Source organism: Streptomyces sp. NPDC001852 (assembly GCF_042891825.1).
In the GTDB taxonomy this organism is placed as follows: domain Bacteria; phylum Actinomycetota; class Actinomycetes; order Streptomycetales; family Streptomycetaceae; genus Streptomyces.
The window spans coordinates 142370-158834 of sequence record NZ_JBIATN010000018.1 but is presented as its reverse complement, the minus strand read 5'-3'; the positions used below and the strand labels follow the sequence as shown (position 1 = coordinate 158834).

The window sequence follows — 16465 nt, the reverse complement described above, 5'->3', positions numbered from 1 at the left end:
GGAAGATCTAGAGCTCTTCGGGAAGGTCGCGCAGTTTCAGGGGCTCCGCGGGTTCCTCCAGCGGCGGCAGCTCCTTCAGCTCCTCCCAGGGGACCTGGATCTTGCGCAGGTCGGCCCGGACGTGCGCGGCGAGCTTCTTGGTGTCCCGGCGGTTCATGACCGCCCCGACCGCGGCACCCACCATGAACGGCATGAGGTTCGGCAGGTCCCGGACCATCCGCTTCATGATCTGCTGGCGCAGTTCGCGCTTCATGCGGCCGCCGAGGGCGGTGTCGTACGTCGACGGCTTCATCACGTCGATCCCGCGCTCCCCCGACCAGGAGGACAGATACGCGGTGCTGCGGGTCTTGAGGTTGCCGGGCGGCCGTACGCCGTAGACCTCGTGCAGTTCGGCGACGAGCTTCAGCTCGATCGCGGCGACCCCGGTGATCTCCGCGGCCAGTTCGGTCGGCATCGCGGGCGGCACCGGCAGCATCGCCGCCGCCCCGATCCCGGCTCCGACCGTCGAGGTGCCGGCCGCCGCACCCGCCACCAGCTTGTCGGCGAGCTCTTCGGGCCCGAGGCCCGGGAACTGCCGGCGCAGGGTCGCGAGGTCGCGCACGGGGACACGCGGGGCGATCTCGATGATCCGGTCCGCGAGATAGGCCAGCCCCGCGCGAGCGCGGCTGCCGCCCCTGCGGGCCCCTTCCCGGGCCAGGTCCCGGGCCTTGTCACGCATCACCGCGGCCCGCCGCCGAGCGACGGGCGCGGGCTGCCTCACCGGCGCCGGGTGGTCCGCCCGGTCGGTCGCCGGTTCGAGCGGGGCCACCACTTCGGGTGCGCCCCGCTCGTCGTCACGCGCGCCGTGCGGGCCGTGGGACGGCCCTTCGTCCGCTTCCCCGGGGGAGGAGCGGCGCTTCCGTGGAGGGGTCGAGCCAGACACGGCCGACCCGACCTCAGTCGCAGTCGCGGCAGATCGGCTGACCGTTCTTCTCCCGGGCCAGCTGGCTGCGGTGGTGCACCAGGAAGCAGCTCATGCAGGTGAACTCGTCCTGCTGCTTCGGCAGCACGCGGACGGCCAGCTCCTCGTTCGAGAGGTCGGCGCCGGGCAGCTCGAGCCCCTCGGCGGCCTCGAACTCGTCGACGTCCACCGAGGAGGTGGACTTGTCATTCCGCCTGGCCTTCAGCTCTTCGAGGCTGTCCGAGTCGACGTCGTCGTCGGTCTTGCGTGGAGTGTCGTAATCGGTTGCCATATCGCTCTCCCCCTCTGGGTGTCTGCGGTGTCTCCAGCGCACGTAACGCGTGAGAGGCCGGACTTGTGCCCGACCTGAGGCGGAGATTTTGCCTCACATCAAGGTCTGTTACTCAATCGACACCCAACCCGACCCCTCAAGAGTGATCGGCTTGGATGGCGGTGAGGACCGTACACGGTTCGAATGTCACACCTCAAAGGCGCCTCACCGTGTACTTCCCGTGATCAAGTGCCCTGAAAACCAGGACTTTCCCGGCTTTCCGCCATGTTTCATGATCACGCAGAGTACATGGCTGAAAATCCGCCCATGTGATCGATCACACAGGGGCAAGCTCATTCGGCGGCTGAAAAATTCCGCGTAAAGCGAACATCTCTCGCGTGTGTCAGGCCGGGGCCCGGCCACCCGGTCGGGCGGCCCGGTCACGGCCCGCGCATCACACGTCACCGTCCGCGGATCGCGGATCACAGCCCGCGGACCAGAGATCACAACGGCAGGGTGACCCGCATCACCAGGCCGCCGCCCTCGCGGGGCTCCGCCACGATGTGGCCGCCGTGCGCGCGGGCCACGGACCGGACGATGGACAGCCCGAGGCCCACACCCTTGTCACTGCCCGTGCGCTCCGTACGGAGCCGCCTGAAGGGCTCGAAGAGGTTGTCGATCTCGTACGCCGGCACCACCGGCCCGGTGTTCGTGACGGTCAGGACCGCCTGGCCGTGCTGGGTCTCGGTGTCCACCTCGACCCATCCGTCCTCGGGAACGTTGTAGCGCACCGCGTTCTGCACCAGGTTCAGCGCGATCCGCTCCAGCAGCACGCCGTTGCCCTGCACCACGGCGGGCTTGCGCTCGCCGCGGATCTTCACGCCCTTGGCCTCGGCCTCGGCGTGCACCTGGTCGATGGCCTGGGTGGCGACCTCGGCCAGGTCGACGGGCTTGCGCTCGACGATCTGGTTGTCGCTGCGGGCGAGCAGCAGCAGGCCCTCGACCAGCTGCTCGCTGCGCTCGTTGGTGGCCAGCAGCGTCTTGCCCAGCTGCTGCAGCTCGACCGGCGCGTTCGGGTCCGACAGATGCACCTCGAGCAGCGTTCTGTTGATCGCGAGCGGGGTGCGCAGCTCGTGGGAGGCGTTGCCGACGAAGCGCTGCTGGGCGGTGAAGGCCCGTTGCAGCCGCTCCAGCATGTCGTCGAAGGTGTCCGCCAGCTCCTTCAGCTCGTCGTCCGGGCCGTCCAGCTCGATCCGGCGCGACAGGTCGGAACCGGCCACCTGGCGGGCGGTACGGGTGATCCGGCCGAGGGGGGACAGCACCCGGCCGGCCATCGCGTAACCGAACGCGAACGCGATCACGGCGAGGCCCAGCAGAGCCAGCAGCGAGCGGCTGAGCAGGTCGTCCAGGGCCGCCTGGCGCTGGTGGTCCACGCACTGGGCGATCGCGTCGTTGAACTCCGACAGCGGCAGGCTGGTGGTGTTGATCGCCGGGCAGTTGTCGCTGGAGACCCGGATCGACGTACCACTGACGATCTTGAACAGGGGCTGGTTGCCGGTGCTGATCGCCTGCGCGGCCAGCAGGTAGATGATCGACAGCAGCAGGATGCCGGCGATCAGGAACATGCCGCCGTACAGCAGCGTGAGCCTTATGCGGATGGTCGGGCGCAGCCATGGGAAGGGGGGCTGCGGCCTCCTGGGGTCCCAGGTGGGTTTCGGTGGCGCCTGGGGCGGCGCTGGGGTGGCGGCCATGGCGGATCAGATCCGGTAGCCGGAGCCGGGGACGGTGACGATCACGGGCGGCTCGCCCAGCTTGCGCCGCAGGGTCATGACGGTCACCCGCACGACGTTGGTGAACGGGTCGGTGTTCTCGTCCCAGGCCTTCTCCAGCAACTGCTCGGCCGAGACCACCGCGCCCTCGCTGCGCATGAGCACCTCCAGCACCGCGAACTCCTTGGGCGCGAGCTGGATCTCCCTGCCCTCGCGGAACACCTCCCGCCGGTTCGGGTCCAGCTTGATGCCGGCGCGCTCCAGGACCGGCGGCAGGGGAACACTCGTACGACGGCCGAGGGCGCGCACGCGCGCGATCAGCTCGCTGAACGCGAAGGGCTTGGGCAGATAGTCGTCGGCGCCGATCTCCAGGCCCTCGACCCGGTCGCTGACGTCGCCGGACGCCGTGAGCATGAGCACGCGCGTGGGCATGCCCAGCTCGACGATCTTGCGGCAGACGTCGTCCCCGTGCACCAGCGGGAGGTCGCGGTCGAGGACGACCACGTCGTAGTCGTTGACGCCGATGCGCTCCAGGGCGGCCGCACCGTCGTACACGACGTCGACGGCCATGGCCTCCCGGCGCAGTCCGGTGGCCACCGCATCGGCGAGCAGTTGCTCGTCCTCGACGACGAGTACGCGCACGTCGCTTGTCCTTCCTCATGTCCACCCGCGTAGCGCGCCGTGGGCGCGTGCGGGCAGGGGTGTTCGTGGGGTGTGACCTCCATCCTGCCCTTTTCGGCCGTAAGTCGGCTGTAAGGCGGGTTGTGGACCGAAGGGATCGGCTCTCCGGGGAGGGAATACGAGATTTTCTCCTCCGGTTGAGGTTTCCGGGTGAGGGAGCGGGGGGAGGACGGCTTTACACCCCGCGATCACGCTCTGCATGTGCCGCAGCACCATGCGGTACTCCGCTATCCGCTTCCGCAGAGTGGGCGCGGGTGTCCGGCACCGTCGCCGCCCAGCAGGGCAGCGCTGGGCACCCGTGAGAGACGTGATCGCCCCTTTCCCAAAACAGGCACACCCCCGTGCCACCGACCCACGACCCAGGACGAGGGGGCGCAGCATGGACGCTTTCACCGCAGGACTTCTGCAGCGCATAAGGGCGACCGAGTCCGACCTGTCGCGGGCTCGTGACGAGGGTGACGACTTCCTCGTCGAAGTGGAGCAGGCAGAGCTCGACGACCTGCGACGCCTCGCCGCCGAACACGGTGTGGAGGTCGGCGCGTCACGCGTCTGATCGGCCCGAAAGCGCAAGAAGGGACCCCGGCGAATCCAGCGCCGGGGTCCTTTTGCGTTCACCGGTGGGGGCGGTTGCGTTCACCGGTGGGGGCCGGTCCGCTCAGTCGTGCCACGCCCCGAGGTCCTCCAGGAGCCGCTGGAGGGGCTCGAACACTCCCGGTGACCCGGCGACGGTCAGATCGCGTGACGGGCGCTCTCCCGGCCTTCCACCGACCAGCGCGCCCGCCTCCCGGGCGATCAGGTCACCCGCCGCGAAGTCCCACGCGTTGAGCCCCCGCTCGTAGTACCCGTCGAGCCGGCCGCAGGCCACGTCGCACAGGTCGACCGCGGCCGAGCCGCTGCGCCGGATGTCCCGCAGCAGCGGGATCAGCCGGCTCGCCACCTCGGCCTGGTGGGTACGGACCTCGGCGACGTAGTTGAAGCCGGTGGAGACCAGGGCCTGGTCGAGTGGGGGCGCGGGGCGACAGTCGAGCGCTCGCTCGCCCTCCCATGCGCCGGTGGCCCACGCCCCGCCCCCGCGTACCGCGTGGTATGTCTCGCCGCGCATCGGGGCCGCGACCACCCCGACGACCGTCTCCCCGTCCTGCTCGGCCGCGATGGACACCGCCCAGGTCGGCAGGCCGTACAGGTAGTTCACCGTGCCGTCGAGCGGGTCGATCACCCAGCGGACGCCGCTGGTGCCCGCCACGGAGGCGCCCTCCTCGCCGAGGAAGCCGTCGTCGGGCCGCCGACCGGAGATCAGGTCCGTGATCAGCTTCTCCGCAGCGATGTCCATCTCGGTGACGACGTCGATCGGGCTGGACTTGGTCCGCGCCACGGCCAGGTCGGCCGGGCGGCCGTCCCGCAGCAGCTCACCGGCGCGGCGGGCGGCCTCCCGGGCCAGGTCCAGCAGTTCCCGGTGCAGGGGGTCGGTCACGGCTCTCCTCACGCGTAGGGGCTGTCGGCACCGGCGGCGGCCGGGTGGGGCGCACGGGCGGGGCAGCAGCCGACCGGGCAGAGGTTGTGGCTCGCGCCCAGCGCGCCCAGGGCGCACGGGGTGACCTCCTGGCCGCGCTCCACGGCGGCGCGCTCCACGATCAGGTCGCGGACGGCGGCGGCGAACCGGGGGTCGGCGCCCACGGTGGCCGAGCGGCGCACCGGCAGGCCCAGCTCCTCGGCCTTGGCCGTGGCCTCGGTGTCGAGGTCGTAGAGGACCTCCATGTGGTCGGAGACGAAGCCGATGGGGGCCATGACGACGGCCGGGACGCCGGCGCCGTGCAGCTCCTCCAGGTGGTCGCAGATGTCCGGCTCCAGCCAGGGGATGTGCGGGGCGCCGGAACGCGACTGGTAGACCAGCCGCCAGGGGTGGTCGACGCCGGTGCGCTCGCGGACGGCGTCGGCGATCAGCTGGGCCACGTCCAGGTGCTGCTCGACGTACGCGCCACCCTCGCCGTGGGCCTCGACGGGGCCGGAGGTGTCGGCGGCGGAGGTCGGGATGGAGTGGGTGGTGAAGGCGATGTGGGCGCCCGCGCGGACGTCCTCGGGGAGGTCTTCGAGGGAGCGCAGCACGCCGTCGGTCATGGGCTCGACGAAGCCGGGGTGGTTGAAGTAGTGCCGCAGCTTGTCGATCCTCGGCAGCTGAAGGCCCTCGGCCTCCAGCGCGGCCAGCGCGTCCGCGAGGTTCTCGCGGTACTGACGGCAGCCCGAGTAGGAGGCGTAGGCGCTGGTGGCGAGCACCAGGATGCGGCGGCGTCCGTCGGTGACCATCTCGCGCAGGGTGTCCGTCAGGTACGGCGCCCAGTTGCGGTTGCCCCAGTAGACCGGCAGGTCCAGGCCGTGTTCGGCGAAGTCCTTGCGCAGGGCGTCCAGCAGGGCGCGGTTCTGGCCGTTGATGGGGCTCACCCCGCCGAACCGGAAGTAGTGCTGCCCGACTTCCTTCAGGCGTTCCTTCGGGATGCCGCGCCCGCGCGTGACGTTCTCCAGGAACGGGACCACGTCGTCCGGGCCTTCGGGGCCGCCGAAGGAGAGCAGGAGCAGGGCGTCGTACGGGGTGGCATCGAGCGCGTCTGGCATGTCTCGATCCTGCCACCCGGTGCTGACAGCCGGGCAACGGCGGGGTGACGAGTCGGGTTCCAGTCGGTTTATGCCGGTTTTTCCCCTGATCAAACCAGATGCAATTAGGGTCTCCTAACTCGTAATCTGTCCCAGCCGCATTCGCGCCTTACCGAGCCGCTTCGGAGACCCCGTGCCCAGCCCCTACAGAGCCCTGTTCAGCGAACCCGGCACCAAGGCGTTCTCCGCCGCGGGGTTCCTCGGCCGGATGCCGCTGTCGATGATGGGCATCGGTGTGGTCACGATGGTCTCGCAGCTGACCGGGCGGTACCGGCTCGCCGGCGCGCTGTCGGCCACCATCGCGCTGTCCGCCGCGGCGATCGGGCCGCAGATATCGCGGCTGGTCGACCGGCACGGACAGCGCCGGGTGCTGCGTCCCGCGACCCTGGTGGCCGTCACGGCGGCGGCCGGGCTGCTCCTCACCGCGCACTTCCGGTGGCCGGACTGGGTGCTGTTCCTCTGCGCCGCCGGGATCGGCTCGGTGCCGAGCCTGGGAGCGATGATCAGGGCCCGCTGGGCGGCGCTGTACCGGGGCACCGACAAGCTGCACACCGCCTACTCGTTCGAGTCGGTCGTCGACGAGATCTGCTTCATCTTCGGCCCGATCATCTCCATCGGGTTGTCGACGGCCTGGTTCCCGGAGGCCGGGCCGCTGCTCGCCGCCTGCTTCCTGGCCGCCGGCGTCCTCTGGCTCACCGCCCAGCGCGCCACCGAGCCCGAGCCGCACCCGCGCGAGAAGCACGGCGGCGGTACGGCCCTGCGCTCGGGCGGGCTCCAGGTGCTGGTGGCGACCTTCGCGGCGACCGGCGCGATCTTCGGGTCGGTGGACGTGGTCACCGTCGCCTTCGCCGACGAGCGCGGCCACAAGGGCGCCGCGAGCATCGTGCTGGCGCTGTACGCGGCCGGCTCCTGTGTGGCCGGGGTGGTCTTCGGGCTGCTGCGGTTCGGCGGGGCGCCGGAACGCCGCTGGCTGCTGGGCGTGGCGGCGATGGCCGTGAGTATGATCCCCCTCCTACTGGTCGGAAACCTGCCGCTTCTGGCCGTGGCGCTGTTCGTTGCGGGGCTGTCCATCGCGCCGACGATGATCACGACGATGTCCCTCATCGAAGAGCACGTACCTCGCGCGCAGCTCACCGAGGGCATGACCTGGGTGAGCACCGGCCTAGCGGTCGGTGTCGCGCTCGGCTCCTCCGTGGCCGGCTGGGTGATCGACGCAGCCGGGGCGCGGGCCGGGTACGGGGTTCCGGCCGTGTCCGGGGCCGTCGCGGTCGCGGCCGGTTTCCTCGGGTACCGCCGGCTGCGCAGGCCGGCCGCGGGTCGGGGAGGCACCGTTGAGCAGCACAGCGAGCGGGAAGAACGGCACCTGGCGTAACTGGGGCGGGAACGTCTCCGCCCGGCCCGTCCGGCAGGTCGCGCCGGCATCGGTGGAGGAGCTGGCGGCGGCGGTGCGCCGGGCCGCCGAGGACGGCCTGAAGGTGAAGGCGGTCGGGACCGGGCATTCCTTCACCTCGATCGCGGCCACCGACGGTGTGTTGATCCGCCCTCAACTGTTGACTGGTATCCGCAACATTGACCGTGAAGCCATGACGGTCACGGTCGAGGCCGGCACCCCGCTCAAGCGACTCAACGCGGCGCTGGCGCGCGAGGGTCTGTCGCTCACCAACATGGGCGACATCATGGAGCAGACGGTCTCCGGGGCCACCAGCACCGGCACGCACGGCACGGGCCGCGAGTCCGCCTCGATCGCCGCCCAGATCAAAGGGCTCGAACTCGTCACTGCGGACGGTTCGGTGCTGACCTGTTCCGAGAAGGAGAACCCCGAGGTCTTCGCGGCCGCCCGAATAGGCCTCGGCGCCCTCGGCGTCGTCACCGCGATCACCTTCGCCGTGGAGCCGCTGTTCCTGCTCACCGCGCGCGAGGAGCCGATGCCCCTCGACCGGGTCCTCGCCGAGTTCGATCAACTCTGGGCGGAGAACGAGCACTTCGAGTTCTACTGGTTTCCGCACACCGGCAGCACCAACACCAAGCGGAACAACCGCAGCGCCGGTCCCGAGCAGCCCGTGGGGCAGCTGGCCGGCTGGTTCGAGGACGAGTTCCTCTCCAACGGCGTCTTCCAGGTGGCCCAGTGGGTCGGCCGCGTCGCCCCCGCCGCCGTTCCCGCCATCGCCCAGGTCTCCAGCAAGGCCCTGTCCGCGCGCACGTACACGGACATCCCCTACAAGGTCTTCACTTCTCCGCGCCGGGTGCGCTTCGTGGAGATGGAGTACGCCGTCCCGCGCGCGGCCCTGGCCCAGACGCTGCGCGAGCTGAAGAGCATGGTCGAGCGCTCCGGGCTGCGCGTCAGCTTCCCCGTCGAGGTGCGCACCGCCCCGGCCGATGACATCACCCTGTCCACCGCCTCCGGCCGCGACAGCGCCTACGTCGCCGTACACATGTTCCGGGGTACGCCCTACCAGGCGTACTTCACCGCCGCCGAGCGGATCTTCACCGCGCACGACGGGCGGCCGCACTGGGGCAAGGTGCACACCCGGGACGCCGAGTACTTCGCGCGCGTCTACCCGCGCTTCGGGGAGTTCACTGCGCTGCGGGACCGTCTTGACCCGGAACGGCTGTTCCAGAACGACTACTTGCGGAGGGTTCTGGGGTCATAGGCGCCGGGGCGGACCCGCCGGGCGTGGGGGTCGGCGAAGGGCCCGGGCCGTCGCTCGCCTCCCCGCCCGGGGAGGCGCCGGGCGCCGGCGTCGCGCCGTGGGTCGTACCGCCGCCGGCCCCGGGTGCGTGCCCGCGGGACGCAGGACCCGAAGGGACCGGTGTCTCCTCGGACCCGGCGGGCGCGTCGGACGTCGAGGAGGGGTGGCTCCGGCCGGTGACGGCGTCGCCGACCGTCGTACCCGTGCCACCGCTGAAGGCGTTGCCGGACACCAGTTCGTACGTCGTGACGCCGGCCATGGTCACCCCGAAGACGAGGGCGGCCGCCACCACCGGCCACCGCCGGCCCCTCGCCCCCGCGCGGTAGACGGTGCCCTCGGTGAACTCACCCGGAGCCCGTGGCACGTGTCCCCCGGGACGGGGCGCGACCGTCGCCTCCCTCAGCTGCTCCCCGGTCCGCTTGAAGAAGTGCTGGAACAGCGTGCCCCCGCAGGTGGCGACCACGCTGACGACTCCCGCGCCGAGGATCGTGCCGTACACCCCGAAGTACGACGCCAGTTTGGCCGCCACGACGGCCGCCAGGGCACTGCCCGCGACCTGGGGGACGCTCAGGTCGATCCGCTTGCGACCCGCGTCGGGCGTTTCACGCATACCCGGAACCTGCCTGCCTTTCCCGTGCTTGATCGACATTGACCGACCGACTGCACGAGAGAGGGACGTGAGACGGAAACCATTAGTTCCGTTTCTGGGGATTACGTGAAGTTCGCCACCTTCATGATCGGCAGAACCGGTCGCCAAGGGCCAAGTCGCAGGCCTTGCCAGAAGTTGGGCGGCGCGCCCATCCACGCACATGGTCCAAATGGAGTACTGTTGCGAGCCCTGGGTCCGGTCTCCCACCAGGGTGTCCGCGGCCTTGAAGGACCGCCGGGAGGGGGCTAGTTGCACAGGGTGACAGTTTTGGTCACTTAGCGTTGCGAATAGGTAACCGTGCCATAACGGCGACCCAGGGCCCGTGCCCGACACGCCGGGCAACTCGGCAAGGTTGTGGCAGGCTGCACCCGGGCAGGCCACACTCGACTAGCGGAAGCAGCGACGCACGTGACGTCGGCAGGCACCACCCGGGAGGTCCCCATGCCCGAACTGCGTGTCGTGGCCGTCTCGAATGACGGCACACGGCTGGTGCTCAAGGCTGCCGACGCAACGGAGTACACCCTTCCGATCGACGAACGGCTCCGCGCCGCCGTGCGCGGCGACCGGCCGCGCCTCGGCCAGATCGAGATCGAGGTCGAAAGCCATCTGCGCCCGCGTGACATCCAGGCGCGGATACGCGCAGGTGCCACCGCGGAAGAGGTGGCACAGCTCGCCGGCATCCCCGTCGACCGGGTCCGGCGCTTCGAGGGCCCCGTGCTCGCCGAGCGCGCCTTCATGGCCGAGCGCGCCCGCAAGACCCCGGTCCGCCGCCCCGGCGAGAACTCCGGCCCGCTGCTCGGCGAGGCCGTGCAGGAGCGGCTGCTGCTGCGCGGCGCCGAGAAGGACACCGTGCAGTGGGACTCCTGGCGCCGCGACGACGGCACCTGGGAGGTGCTCCTCGTCTACCGGGTCGCGGGCGAACCGCACTCGGCGAGCTGGACGTACGACCCGCCCCGGCGGCTCGTACAGGCCGTGGACGACGAGGCGCGCTCGCTGATCGGCGAGTCCGACGACCTCGCCGTGCCCGAGCCGAGCTTCCCGTTCGTGCCGCGCATCGCCCGCCTGCCACGTGAGCGTTCGATGGACCGCGCGCTCGACCGGGGCGAGCGGGAGCGGCCGGGCCTGCCCGCGCAGCCGTCCGAGCCCGCCGAGGAGAGCACGGGCGAACGCGACTCGCTGACCAGCCTGCTGGAGGCGGTACCGAGCTTCCGGGGTGACCTGGTGGTCCCGGAGCGTCCGGCGGAGACGCCGGAGGAGCCCGCCGACGAACCGGCCGCCGAGGAGCCACCGGCCCCCGCCGCCTCGGCCGGTTCGGCCTACGCGGACGTCCTCATGCCCCGCTCGGTCGGCAGCCACCGCGACCGGCTCATCGGCGCGACCGACCGCCAGGCCGAGGCCGACGGGGTCCGCCCCGGCCGCCGTGCCGCCGTGCCGAGCTGGGACGAGATCGTGTTCGGCACACGGCGCAAGAAGCAGGAGTAACCGGCGTAACCGCCGTAACCGCCGTACGAAGTGGTGGAAAAGTGGGGGCACGCGTGCGTGGCCCCACTTTTCGGTGCCTCAAAGGCCTCCGGCATCCGCTACTGCGGATCCGCGCCCACCGCCACCGGACGGGACGGGTCGGAGGACCATTCGGACCAGGAACCGACGTACAGGGCCGCCGGGATGCCGGCCACCGCGAGGGCCAGGACCTCGTGGGCTCCGGAGACGCCCGAGCCGCAGTACACGCCCACCTCGGTGTCCCCGGACACGCCCAGGGCCTTGAAGCGGTCCCGCAGCTCCGCCGCGGGCAGGAAGCGGCCGTCGGGGCCCACGTTCTCCGTCGTCGGCGCCGAGACCGCGCCCGGGATGTGCCCGCCGACCCGGTCGACCGGCTCGACCTCACCGCGGTACCGCTCCCCCGCACGCGCGTCCAGCAGCACCCCCGCGCGGGCCAGGGCCGCGGCCCCGTCCGCGTCCAGCAGCTCCGCCGGGGCGGGAACCGGCCGGAAGTCGCCCTCGGCCGGCTCCGGCACCTCGTTCGACAGTTCGCCCTCCCAGGACGGCAATCCGCCGTCGAGGACCCGCACGTCCGGGTGACCCGTCCAGCGCAGCATCCACCACGCGCGCGCCGCCGCCCAGCCCTGGCCGCCGTCGTACACGACGACCGGCCGGTCGGCCGACACGCCCGCACGGCGCATCGCGTCGCCGAACTCGGCGAGGTCCGGCAGCGGATGCCGGCCGTTCGCCCCGGGCTCTGAGGCCAGTTCCCGGTCCAGGTCGACGAAGACCGCGCCGGGGATGTGCCCGGCCGCGTACTCGGCCCGCCCGTCGAAGGCCGGCGCACCCGCCGCCTTGGCCAGGCTGAGCTGCCAGCGGACGTCCAGCAGCACCGGGGGCCGGTCCCGGGTCAAGTCGGATGCGAGTTCGGATGCAGTGATGATGGCTGTCATGGCGCCATGCATACGCCAGGGGTGGCCGCGGCGTCCAGGTACGGCTACTCTGCTCGGCCGGACAGGCTCGATCACCTGGCGTACGGGATCGAGCACGTGCTGTACAGCCGACGGACACCCGCCGGCCATCGTCAGGAAGCGGCGAGAGACGGCAGACCGGGCATCCTCCCGGAGGTGTCGCCGAGCGTCGGCGCGGTAAGCCCCGCTGCGGCGTGGAGGATGCGGACACCGGCACGGGCGTGCCCGACCGCCGGCGTGGACACCCCTTCCGGGGAGCGGAAGCGACACGGCCACCGCGAGGGGCCGGGGAGAGAGTGATCGATGACCGAGGCACGGGAGCCGGCCGGCCCGCACGCGCGGCGTGCGCCCGGCACGCCCTGCTGGGTGAGCCTGATGGCGCACGGGCTGGCCGCCACCGAGGAGTTCTACGGCGAGCTGTTCGGCTGGGAGTTCCGGCCGAGCCCGCAGCAGCTCGGCCCGTATGTGCGGGCGCTGCTGGACGGGCACGAGGTGGCGGGCATGGGCCAGCTGCCGCCGGACCGCCGGCTGCCGATCGCCTGGACGCCGTACCTCGCCTCGGACGACGTGGACCAGACGGCCGACACGGTACGGGAGTGCGGCGGCACCGTGGCGGTCGGACCACTGGACGCCGCGGAGGCCGGACGGCTCGCCATCGCCGCGGACCCCTCCGGGGCCGTGTTCGGCATCTGGCAGGGCTCCGCGCACCTCGGCACCACGCTGACCGGGGTGCCCGGCACGCCCGCGTGGAACGAGCTGGTGACCTTCGAGACCGACAGCGTCTCCAAGTTCTATGCGACCGTGTTCGGTTACGAGCGGGAGCCGGTGGTCTCCGCCGACTTCGACTACGTGACCCTGCACCTCGCCGGTCGTCCGGTGGCCGGACTGCACGGCGTGGGCCATGGCCTGCCCCGCGATCGCGGACCGCACTGGCAGACGTACTTCGAGGTCGGCGACGCCGACGCGACCGTGCGGCAGGTGGCGGATCTCGGCGGCCGCGTCATCCGGCAGCCCGCCGACAGCCCGCACGGCCGGGTGGCGACGGTGGCGGACCCGGAGGGCGCGGAGTTCTCGGTGATCCAGAACCCCCACTGAGCGCTCCGCGGGTTCAGCCGGGGTTCACCCCGAGCGCTCCGCGGGTTCAGCCGGGCTCGCCTTGAGCGCCCCGCGGTTCGGCCGGGCTCGCCCTGAGCGCTCCGCGATCCGGCCGGGTTCGCACTCACCGCGGGCCGAGTTCGTCCGGCCCTCGGGAGGGAGGAGAGATCCCGCGGGGACGGGTCCGGCCGCCCCTGGGGGGGGGGCAAGCAGTCCCGGGGAGCGGATACGGCCGGCCCTCGGGAGCAAGCGGTACCGCCCCGGGGGCTATCAGGCGCGGCATGTAGAGCCCGGAGACAAAGTCCGGGCACCGGGCAGCGTGCACACCCCATGCACGGTCACCCGGGAACTCCCAGGAAACCGCAGGTACAGCCGGGAACCCCCGCCAGACACACCAAGGCCCTGACCAGGTTGTTTCCCCTGGTCAGGGCCCTGATGACAGACGAGTCGGGGCTGTACGCCGGGTCCAGGCGCGTCCAGCGGTTCCGTGTTCCGCGTCTTGTGCCGCCCAGTCCTCTGACCGGCGTCCCCTGAGTCGGTCACCCGGTCGTCCAGCCACGTCGTATCGCGACAAAGGCACTCTTGCTCCGAAGGGCTTCCCCATGCCACCTTGGCGCATGGTCAGCCCGCCGTGACCGGCAACACGTCAGGCGACAGAGCCGCCGCTCGTGCCGCCGCGCTCGTCATCCCCCTGCGATGATGACGGCGGCACAGAACCTCGTACCCGACGGCCTCCTCAGCCGCACCCACGTCCCCGACCACGACCTGCTCACCCTCGATCACCATCTCGCCGCCCACCGTGCGAGCGTTGTGAGTGGCCCGTGCCCCGCACCAGCACATGGCCTCGACCTGGAGCGTCTCAATGCGGTCCGCCAGCTCGATCAGCCGCTGCGAACCAGGGAACAACCTGGTGCGGAAGTCCGTGGTGATCCCGAACGCGAACACATCGAGATCCAGATCGTCAACGATCCGGGCCAGCTGGTCGATCTGCTCCGGCAACAGGAACTGGGCCTCGTCCACGATGATGTAGTCGACCCTGCCGCCACGCGACATACGCTCCACCACAAACGCGTAGAGATCCAGCTCCGGCGCGGCCTCCACCGCGTCGGTCACCAGACCCAGACGCGACGACAGCTTGCCGGCCCCCGCACGGTCCTCCCGCGTGAAGATCACGCTCTGCAGACCACGAGCCGAACGGTTGTGCGCAATTTGCAACGCCAGAGTCGACTTCCCACAATCCATCGTTCCGGAAAAGAACGCCAGTTCAGACATGGCGGAAACAGGACCTTTCACATCAAAACGACGGACTTATCCGACATGGACAGCAGCGGTGCCGCTGCACACGGCTCCGGACACGGCACGGCCGAATGATGGTGGATACCCAAGAAAGTTGGTCGACTTCCCGCAGTCCATCGTTCCGGAGAAGAACACCAGCTCGGGCATGAGGAGTTGAGCACCTTTCGGCGGACGGTCGGGGCAGGGGGCTTCAGGAGCGTACTTCGAGCAGCGGGACCAGCTGCTCGGCGGGCGTCATCGAACCGTGGTTGCCGACCAGCGCCGACTCCTTCGGCTCCCGCTCGGACGCGATGATCAGGACGTCGTCGTGGGCGGCCGCGACCACGTCCCCGAGCCGTGGGTACACGCGCTCGTCGATGTGCGGACCGAACCAGCCCGCCGCGATCGCCTCGTCCCGCGAGGCCACCCAGAACTGCTCGCCGAGCACCTCGCGCCAGACGGTCAGTACGTCGTTCTGGGCGCCCGGCACCGCGTACACGTGCCGCGCCCGGCCCTCGCCGCCCAGCAGGGCGACCCCGGCGCGCAGCTCCCAGTCCGTGTCGAAGTCGATGCGGTGCTCGTCGTCGAAGGGGACGTCGACCATGCCGTGGTCGGCGGTGACGTAGAGCGCGCTGCGCGGCGGCAGTTGCTCGGCCAGGCGCTGGGCGAGCCGGTCGACGTACATCAGTTGGCCGCGCCAGGTGTCCGAGGCGACGCCGTAGCGGTGTCCGGCGCCGTCCAGCTCGGAGTAGTACGTGTAGACCAGTGAGCGGTCCCCAGCCGCCAGTTGCTCTGCCGCCAGGTCCATGCGCTCCTCGCCGCTCAGCCGTCCGTGGAAGCTGCCGCCGCTGAGCGCGATCCTGGTCAGTGGAGTGTGCTCGAAGATCGGCGAGGTCACCTGGGCGGCGTGCACCCCCGCCGCCTGGGCCAGCTGGAAGACGGTGGGGTACGGCTGCCAGAAGTGCGGATCGGTGTACGGCTGCCAGCGGAGCTGGTTCATCAGCTCGCCGGTGTCCGGGTTGCGCACGGTGTAGCCGGGCAGGCCGTGGACGCCGGGCGGCAGGCCGGTGCCGACGGAGGCGAGGGAGACGGCGGTGGTCGCCGGGTAGCCGGCGGTGAGCGGACGGCCGGTGCCGCCGCGCGAGCTGCCGAGCAGCGAGGTGAGGAAGGGAGCCTCGTCCCGGTGGGCCAGCAGCTGCTCCCAGCCGAGCCCGTCGATCAGCAGGACACAGACCCGGTCGGCCGCGGTCAGTTCCTGGATCGTGGCGGTCAGGCCGGGGACGCCCATGCCGGCGGCGAGGGTGGGCAGCAGGTCGGCGAGGGAACCGGTGCCGTACTCGGGCAGCGGCGCGGTGTCCAGGGCGAGGGGTTCTGGGTGGTCCCAGGCGGAGAGCTGGGACATCAGCGGGCGATGTCCGCGGTCGCCTCCGAGATGGCCTGTGCGAACGCGAGCGCCTGCCGCACCGTGTCCGGGCCGTCCCCGGCCTCGCTGACGCGCAGGCTGAGGTCGTCCGCCGTGGAGTTGCCCGTGTAGCCGTGGTCGGCGTCGCAGTTGGGGTCGCCACAGGCGGCGGGCTCCAGGTCGATGCGGTTGACCGCGCCCCACCCGATGGTCAGCACGACCTCACGGGGCAGCGTGCCCGGCGCGTACTGCTCGGGATTCGCGACCACCCGGCTGACCACGACCGACGAAATCCTGCTGAGCTTCACGGACTCGGTGGAGGTGGTGGCGTACGGCGTCGGGGAGGTGCTGTCGGCGGCCTGCTCGTCGGTGTGGCTGACGATGAACCGGTTGCCGGTGAGAACGAGCACGGTCACATGCCGCCGCACCTCGTTCTGGTCGAAGGTGGTCTCCTGGTGGACCAGGTACGACCGGATGGGCTCGCCGCCCACAGCGGCCTCCACCGCCTCGGCCACGAGGGCCGGGTAGTAGCCGCTGCGCTCGATCGCCGCGCGCAGCCCCTGGGTCGTCGTACTGGTCTTGGCCATGGCGTCCATC

Annotated in this window: 16 protein-coding genes; 6 read left to right on the top strand and 10 right to left on the bottom strand. The window is 71.2% G+C overall.

The features are described from left to right. Positions 1-7 precede the first annotated feature (7 nt). From ACFYZB_RS29000 to ACFYZB_RS28985, 4 genes are all read right to left on the bottom strand, one after another. The gene (locus ACFYZB_RS29000; RefSeq protein WP_388763672.1) at positions 8-922 is read right to left on the bottom strand and encodes a hypothetical protein; all 915 of its coding nucleotides are present in this window, start codon (positions 920-922) and stop codon (positions 8-10) included. Positions 923-935: 13 nt separating this feature from the next. Continuing rightward, complete coding sequence (locus ACFYZB_RS28995) at positions 936-1232, bottom strand: DUF4193 domain-containing protein (protein ID WP_003997302.1); 297 nt, start codon at positions 1230-1232, stop codon at positions 936-938. 482 nt (positions 1233-1714) lie between these two features. Further along, the gene (locus tag ACFYZB_RS28990; protein WP_388763670.1) at positions 1715-2962 is read right to left on the bottom strand and encodes a sensor histidine kinase; all 1248 of its coding nucleotides are present in this window, start codon (positions 2960-2962) and stop codon (positions 1715-1717) included. A gap of 6 nt (positions 2963-2968) precedes the next feature. Further along, the gene (locus ACFYZB_RS28985) at positions 2969-3622 is read right to left on the bottom strand and encodes a response regulator transcription factor (protein ID WP_351208943.1); all 654 of its coding nucleotides are present in this window, start codon (positions 3620-3622) and stop codon (positions 2969-2971) included. A 418-nt stretch (positions 3623-4040) separates the two neighbouring features. Between ACFYZB_RS28985 and ACFYZB_RS28980 the strand changes: the two genes are divergently transcribed. Then, positions 4041-4214, top strand: coding sequence for a hypothetical protein (locus ACFYZB_RS28980; RefSeq protein WP_023546087.1), 174 nt, complete (start codon positions 4041-4043; stop codon positions 4212-4214). 102 nt (positions 4215-4316) lie between these two features. Here the strand turns inward: ACFYZB_RS28980 and ACFYZB_RS28975 are convergent, their stop codons facing one another. Together ACFYZB_RS28975 and ACFYZB_RS28970 are read right to left on the bottom strand one after the other, a co-directional pair. Beyond that, complete coding sequence (locus ACFYZB_RS28975) at positions 4317-5132, bottom strand: inositol monophosphatase family protein (protein ID WP_351208944.1); 816 nt, start codon at positions 5130-5132, stop codon at positions 4317-4319. Positions 5133-5140: 8 nt separating this feature from the next. Further along, positions 5141-6268, bottom strand: a complete 1128-nt coding sequence (locus ACFYZB_RS28970) for a ferrochelatase (protein WP_388763667.1) — start codon at positions 6266-6268, stop codon at positions 5141-5143. A 172-nt stretch (positions 6269-6440) separates the two neighbouring features. Here ACFYZB_RS28970 and ACFYZB_RS28965 point away from each other — a divergent pair, with 172 nt between their 5' ends. The 4 genes from ACFYZB_RS28965 to sepH all read left to right on the top strand — a co-directional run bounded on the left by ACFYZB_RS28965 (position 6441) and on the right by sepH (position 11128). Continuing rightward, positions 6441-7679 carry an MFS transporter gene (locus tag ACFYZB_RS28965; protein ID WP_388763666.1) on the top strand — a complete coding sequence of 413 codons (1239 nt, stop codon included), beginning with the start codon at positions 6441-6443 and terminating at the stop codon, positions 7677-7679. Next, the gene (locus ACFYZB_RS28960) at positions 7639-8958 is read left to right on the top strand and encodes a D-arabinono-1,4-lactone oxidase (protein ID WP_388763664.1); all 1320 of its coding nucleotides are present in this window, start codon (positions 7639-7641) and stop codon (positions 8956-8958) included. Before ACFYZB_RS28965 ends, ACFYZB_RS28960 begins: the two co-directional genes overlap by 41 nt. A 23-nt stretch (positions 8959-8981) precedes the next feature. Beyond that, positions 8982-9323: a hypothetical protein gene (locus ACFYZB_RS28955; protein ID WP_388763662.1), complete on the top strand. Its 342-nt coding sequence runs from the start codon at positions 8982-8984 to the stop codon at positions 9321-9323. 764 nt (positions 9324-10087) lie between these two features. Continuing rightward, on the top strand, positions 10088-11128 hold the full coding sequence (gene sepH / locus ACFYZB_RS28950) for a septation protein SepH (RefSeq protein WP_388763661.1): 1041 nt from the start codon (positions 10088-10090) through the stop codon (positions 11126-11128). Between the two features lie 98 nt (positions 11129-11226). Here the strand turns inward: sepH and ACFYZB_RS28945 are convergent, their stop codons facing one another. Next, on the bottom strand, positions 11227-12078 hold the full coding sequence (locus ACFYZB_RS28945; protein WP_388763659.1) for a sulfurtransferase: 852 nt from the start codon (positions 12076-12078) through the stop codon (positions 11227-11229). A gap of 321 nt (positions 12079-12399) precedes the next feature. On the opposite strand from ACFYZB_RS28945, the gene ACFYZB_RS28940 reads away from it, so the two are divergent. Further along, positions 12400-13191: a VOC family protein gene (locus tag ACFYZB_RS28940; RefSeq protein ID WP_388763657.1), complete on the top strand. Its 792-nt coding sequence runs from the start codon at positions 12400-12402 to the stop codon at positions 13189-13191. A gap of 621 nt (positions 13192-13812) precedes the next feature. On the opposite strand, the gene ACFYZB_RS28935 is transcribed toward ACFYZB_RS28940, so the two are convergent. The 3 genes from ACFYZB_RS28935 to ACFYZB_RS28925 all read right to left on the bottom strand — a co-directional run bounded on the left by ACFYZB_RS28935 (position 13813) and on the right by ACFYZB_RS28925 (position 16464). Next, positions 13813-14463, bottom strand: a complete 651-nt coding sequence (locus tag ACFYZB_RS28935; RefSeq protein ID WP_351208955.1) for a thymidine kinase — start codon at positions 14461-14463, stop codon at positions 13813-13815. Between the two features lie 214 nt (positions 14464-14677). After that, the gene (locus ACFYZB_RS28930) at positions 14678-15868 is read right to left on the bottom strand and encodes an alkaline phosphatase family protein (RefSeq protein ID WP_388763655.1); all 1191 of its coding nucleotides are present in this window, start codon (positions 15866-15868) and stop codon (positions 14678-14680) included. Then, positions 15868-16464 carry a DUF5998 family protein gene (locus ACFYZB_RS28925; RefSeq protein WP_351208957.1) on the bottom strand — a complete coding sequence of 199 codons (597 nt, stop codon included), beginning with the start codon at positions 16462-16464 and terminating at the stop codon, positions 15868-15870. The genes ACFYZB_RS28930 and ACFYZB_RS28925 overlap by 1 nt, the downstream gene beginning before the upstream one ends. Between the last annotated feature and the right edge of the window lies 1 nt (position 16465).